Origin of the sequence: uncultured Anaerovibrio sp. (genome assembly GCA_902786545.1) — a bacterium.
Taxonomy (GTDB): domain Bacteria; phylum Bacillota; class Negativicutes; order Selenomonadales; family Selenomonadaceae; genus Anaerovibrio.
Map to the genome: position 1 here is coordinate 1 of CADACU010000070.1, position 5,362 is coordinate 5,362.

Annotated in this window: 6 protein-coding genes; 2 read left to right on the forward strand and 4 right to left on the reverse strand. The window is 44.6% G+C overall.

Going from position 1 to position 5,362, the window contains the following annotated elements; translation table 11 throughout:
- Positions 1 to 457 (reverse strand): ESPR domain-containing protein (locus QZV24_RS09875; RefSeq protein ID WP_294523384.1); only part of this gene is annotated, 457 nt, incomplete at its 3' end.
- 305 nt (positions 458 to 762) lie between these two features.
- Between QZV24_RS09875 and QZV24_RS09880 the strand changes: the two genes are divergently transcribed.
- Both QZV24_RS09880 and QZV24_RS09885 read left to right on the forward strand, forming a co-directional pair.
- The gene (locus QZV24_RS09880; protein ID WP_294523386.1) at positions 763 to 981 is read left to right on the forward strand and encodes a transposase; all 219 of its coding nucleotides are present in this window, start codon (positions 763 to 765) and stop codon (positions 979 to 981) included.
- Positions 982 to 1,005: 24 nt separating this feature from the next.
- Complete coding sequence (locus tag QZV24_RS09885) at positions 1,006 to 1,599, forward strand: transposase (RefSeq protein WP_294523388.1); 594 nt, start codon at positions 1,006 to 1,008, stop codon at positions 1,597 to 1,599.
- 132 nt (positions 1,600 to 1,731) lie between these two features.
- Here QZV24_RS09885 and QZV24_RS09890 read toward each other — a convergent pair whose 3' ends face one another.
- From QZV24_RS09890 to QZV24_RS09900, 3 genes are read right to left on the reverse strand one after another with little or no spacing between them, the layout of a single operon-like run.
- Positions 1,732 to 2,649: a YitT family protein gene (locus tag QZV24_RS09890; RefSeq protein WP_294523390.1), complete on the reverse strand. Its 918-nt coding sequence runs from the start codon at positions 2,647 to 2,649 to the stop codon at positions 1,732 to 1,734.
- A gap of 27 nt (positions 2,650 to 2,676) precedes the next feature.
- On the reverse strand, positions 2,677 to 4,710 hold the full coding sequence (locus QZV24_RS09895) for a TonB-dependent receptor (protein ID WP_294523392.1): 2,034 nt from the start codon (positions 4,708 to 4,710) through the stop codon (positions 2,677 to 2,679).
- Positions 4,707 to 5,240 (reverse strand): ECF transporter S component, encoded by a 534-nt coding sequence (locus tag QZV24_RS09900; RefSeq protein ID WP_294523394.1) that lies wholly within the window; start codon positions 5,238 to 5,240, stop codon positions 4,707 to 4,709. The genes QZV24_RS09895 and QZV24_RS09900 overlap by 4 nt, the downstream gene beginning before the upstream one ends.
- Positions 5,241 to 5,362 lie beyond the last annotated feature (122 nt).

A 5,362-nucleotide genomic window follows, 5' to 3' on the forward strand; every position in this document is an offset into this window, starting at 1 on the left:
CCTTGGCTGTTGCCTCATTACCCCAGGCTGTGGACCGAGGTGAACGGGCAACTGTGCTTTTCCCCCAAGCTGTTGCGTTTTCACCATTGGCTAGTGTATCTTGTCCCCAGTTGACATTCATATATCCATTAGAAGAACCGCTATTAAAGTTTGTTTGAACATTAAAGCCCTGTTCTATTGTGGTCTTTGTTCCCTCACGTGTAATGCCTTCGGTTTTTTCAACCAGTTCCACGACTGCTTCATTTATCTCTTCCTGTGTCGGGGTGTCGGCCCAGGCCAAGGGCAGGCTGCATCCCGCTGCCAGATATGTCCCCAAAAGGATGGCACTCCCCACCCGGACAGCAGCCACCCTCCGGCCACTACGGGAGCTGCTCCTAGTGTGACTTTTGGCCAACTCGCTGACCACCACATAGCAATTTTTTGTTCTGCTCCAAATTACCTTATAAATCCTGTTCATAGTTCCCTCCCATGTCATCTCACTCACTTCATGCCATAGCATCCTTGTAGAATTGCATACACTACCATGGTCCTATTATATACTATCACAAAAAAATACACATATTATTGTACTATAAATATATGCTTTTATAAAACAAAAAATGGGCTGCGTTGGCCAGTCCATTTCCCTTGACCAGTACTAAACTCATTTTTCGCCTACCGGCTCAAATTCATTAAGTACTGATACCCAAAGGGGCTGTCGCACTAATAAAAAAATATTTGCTATGCCCCTTTTCTATGCAAAAAAATAAGAACGCAGCCTTTATGCGAATGAAAGAAGATGCAATGCTTAACGGTCAGTTAAAACCAGCATACAATCTTCAGCATGGCGTGGATTCCGAATACATTGTTTGGGCAGAAATATTTCACAATCCGACGGATACAAATACCTTAATCCCTTTTTTGGACAGCATGGCAAAGCATCTGCGTTTTCCTTACAGAAACATTGTGGCCGATGCAGGCTATGAAAGCGAAGAGAATTAAAGATTTATTGAGCTTAATGGTCAGGTGGCCTATATTAAACCAAATAACTATGAGATTTCAAAGACAAGAAAATACAAAAAGGATATAGGCCGTCGGGAAAATATGAGTTACAACGCCAAAAGTGACTGCTATACCCGCCATAATGGGCGAGTTCTCACCAAGCAAAATGTTCAAAGCAGAAAAACAAAAGCTGGCTACAACAGGGAAATAACTATATACTCTGGGGATTGCACCGGGTGTCACTTTAAAGGTTTCTGCATCAAAGGAAATAACTGTAAAACACCAATAGAGGAACGCAACAAAGTCCTGCATGTATCAAAATATATGGAGGAACAGCGGCAGGCATGTCTAATGCGGCTAACCAGTCCATTTGGAACACAATTACGAATGAATCGTAGTATTCAGGTTGAAGGTTCCTTTGCCAACATAAAAGAAGATATGGGATTGCGGAGATATTCGCGCCGCGGGAAGGAAAATGTACTGACCGAAAGTATAATTGTGGCTCTGGCGTATAATATTTCCCGGTTTGACCGTAGGGTAAAGGCCGGAAGAACTGGACTGCATTTATATGATTTAAAACAGCAGCCTGATTTCATCATATACACCGTCATCATATAAACGGTGTTTTTGTTGTGCCGTGAATTAAGCTGCTATGAACAATTATTCAAAATAATAAAAGAAGGACATAATAACAGGGCTGCCGCTTTGGTGAAAAATCATCAAATGCGACAGCCTCTTTTACAAGCGATATTATTCTTCATCTTCATCGATACCAACCGGTTTTTTCCGTCCCTGACGAATTTTCTCTATTTCCCGTCCCGGCAGGGTGAAGCCCCGGCCCATTACCTCGTTGGCGGACATAATAATCATAAAGGCAAATCGGTCCACCGCATCCACGATATTCTTAATCTTGGCAATCTGGGTGGTCTTTACCACCACAAACACAATATCCCGTTCTGTGCGGGTATAGGCCCCCTGACTATGGACAAAGGTTACCCCCCGGCCCACCTCGTAAATGATTCCGTCCGCTATTTCCTCGGCCTTGTTGGAAACAATCATTACCGCCTTTCGGTGATTGATACCGGCAATAACCTTGTCAGTTACACTGGCAGACACAAACATGCCAATCAGGGTAAACAAAGCCTGAGTCACCCCAAAGAGACAGCCGGCCACCACCATTATCATACAGTTAAAGGAAAAAATTACTGCTCCCATATCAAAGGAGTAGTATTTTTTTACGATAGCTCCAATAATATCAAAGCCACCGGTACTTCCGTCATTACGAAAAACAATGCCGTAGCCGATTCCACAGAACACGCCGCCAAAAATTGACGACAGCATCACATCACTGACCAGATGCAGTTCACTGAGATACTGAGTCAAATCAAGACAGACGGAGAAAATCACCGTACCCACTATTACATCCCGCAGATATCGTTTACCCAGAAAAATATAGGCAGCAATCAAAAGCGGTATATTATACACAAAGGTCTGAACACCCAACGGCAGGCCCCACAAAAAGAGCACAATCATGGAAATACCGGTAACGCCGCCTGTTAGCAGATTAGCGGGTACATAAAATAAATTTATGGCACAGCTGCTGATAAGGCACCCCAGTACAATCAGTCCGTATCGTTCAAGCATTCTCGAAAGCCTTGCTATCCGCATAATTTTCCATCTCCCTGTCGGAAATCATTAAAAGTTCTTGGTACAGGTCAGCACAAAGCTGCGCTTTTCCATCGGGTAGCCGTATATCTCGCAATAATCCTTGTTAAAGAGGTTATACACCGTAAAATTCACGGACATTTTATCCCTAAACCGCTTGGTTATAGACAGATTATGCACTGCATATCCTCCTAGGTTCACCACCCGGTTCTCCGTTGGCTTGGCATATGGATATCCATACTTGGTCCGCTGATTACCGGTAAACCTCATATCATACTGGACCGTCCAGCTATCCTTCTCCCAGCGATAGCCCAAGGAAAGCATATGCCGAGGCCGATAATCCAGCTCACCAGCCAAAGCTACATTATCCCATTCCCGGCTATCATTTTTGGTAGTATGCTGATTGGTATAATTCATATACATGGAGGAATGATTGTCAAACTTATAGGTATTTTCCCATTCAAAGCCCCAGATTTTTACTCCATTCAACATATAACAGTTAAACGGACTGGTATGAACAAAGCTGATAAACGAGGAATAATCCTGATAGAACAAGGACAGCTTGCTATCGTATCGGTCGTTGAACTTCCGATGCAAGGAAACATCGTAGCCCCAGCCCTTGTCCGGTCCCAGGCTCTCCTCCGCATTGTGGTTAAGAGGCATCATGCCCATACCGCGATAATACCAGTAAAATTCCGCCATGGATGGTGCTCGCCAAATACGATTTACGGAAAACTCCGTGGTAGTCCGTTCGTCATTCTTGTAAACAGCATTTATTTTGGGAGACAAACTACTGTCACTGAAGGACTTAACTGCCACAGCCTGACCATCATCCCGCTCGCCTTTCATGGCATCATACCGCAGGCCATAGTTCAATGTCCAACGGTCATTCATAGTCCATGTATCCCCTACATAAATCCCATAGGTGTCCGCCTTTTGGGACGGATACATCGCCGAAGCACCCTCAGCATTGCTGTCATACCAACCATAGCCATATCTGTAACGGGTATAATCAGCCCCAAAGGCCAGCTCGTGCCGATCATCAATTATCCGGGAGCCTTGATAAAGATAGCCCTGGGACAGATCGGTAATATTGTTGCGTTTAAACAGCACAGCACCACCATTCCCCAGCTTGAGCTCCTCCATCCGCTCATTTACCTTCCAATAGGTAAATAAATCAGTGCCCTTTTCCCGACGGGAATCGTAGGAAATATTGAAATTATTTCGGTTGGTAATGAACCGGCTGCCATCCATTACCTCGTTGTTTTTGGCATTCCCAAACGCATCCGCAAACAGGGTGATTGGATAATATGAATTATAATCCGCCCTGGACGGGTCATTTACCGTGACCATTCCCTTGTTGGTACGGGTATGCTGGAAATTGAACTTTATAGAATCAGTGCTGTTTATATGATATTTCAGATTAAGCCCATATTGCCTGTTGCCATAATCCGCATTGCGCAGCACAGCATCCTTGGTTTCATGCAGGAAATTTACACCAATATCAAACACACCTGAGGTGGTATTATAATCAAGGGCGAACTGACGATACTTATTGCTGCCCATGGACCGTTTATAGGTCCCGCCTTCGGCCTTTCTGGTAATAATATTGATAACACCGCCGTTGGTCTGACCATATTTAAAAGACTTGGCCCCTTTGATAATCTCTATCCGATCAATGGAACCTATTGGCATGGTATCCCAGCTAAAATAACTGCCACCCATAACACCGGAATTTTTCTGGGGTACACCATCCACCAGCACAGTAAAGCGGCGGCTGTCGTGCCCACGGAGCTTTACACTCTGATCTTCGGTCCCCCCTACCGGCTTTTCCTGTATCTGGACCCCAGCCACTCCCCGCAGAAGTTCAGGCAAAGTCTTGGCCACTCCCTGATATTTTTCCAGCGAGATTACCGTATCAGCCTCACCACTGTTCTCAGCTTCGGTCATCTCACCATATACAGTAACAATTTCATCACCCAAATTGACCTCATTGGCCGCAAAGCCAGTAGTCGTAATCAAACCCAGACAAATAAGTCCGGTTAAAATTTTCGTCTTGCTCATAATTCCCTCTCTTGAAATAATTTATGGTCAAAAAAGGCTTCCTTCAGTCGCCTTACCAAATACGGAATAAAAATAACCTGTATGATTATCCCCGGCAGTCCGGTCCACACTCCGGCCATAACATAGATGAACGGCTTAGCATCAATTTTTAATACTTCACCGAACAGGGTCAAAACCATGATGTCCATTATCCGGCCGCATATCATGGCACCTATCAGTGAAGTCAGCAGTCCACGGCCCATTTTCTGATGAATAAAGCCCGCCACTACACCATATACTGCCAATTCAGCCGTCATCATAGGCAAAACAGGGAACATAGTCGGCATCCCCGTCATCAGGGCACTGACCACCGGAACAGCAATCCCCACCGCCAGTCCATACGCCGGCCCCAGCAAAAGGCCATTCATAAGAACCGGAATATGCATAGGAAAAAAAATCCGTCCACTGATGCCTATAATATGAAATGCCACCGGCAACAGCACTCCCATCGCCACAAACAGGCCAGCAAATATCGTTTTGGTTGTATTCATATCATCACATCGCCATTCATATGATAAATAGTTGCTTTCGCTTCTCTATTTTGCCATTTATTTCAGTCATTAGCAAGAAATATATACAAACAAAGATAATTAAGAATTAGGAATGAGGAATT

Bases quoted from the DNA above. Each gene is read 5' to 3' on its own strand.
- QZV24_RS09880 (WP_294523386.1), top strand. From the start codon at position 763: ATGCGAATGAAAGAAGATGCAATGCTTAACGGTCAGTTAAAACCAGCA.
- QZV24_RS09890 (WP_294523390.1), bottom strand. From the start codon at position 2,649: ATGCGGATAGCAAGGCTTTCGAGAATGCTTGAACGATACGGACTGATT.
- QZV24_RS09895 (WP_294523392.1), bottom strand. From the start codon at position 4,710: ATGAGCAAGACGAAAATTTTAACCGGACTTATTTGTCTGGGTTTGATT.
- QZV24_RS09900 (WP_294523394.1), bottom strand. From the start codon at position 5,240: ATGAATACAACCAAAACGATATTTGCTGGCCTGTTTGTGGCGATGGGA.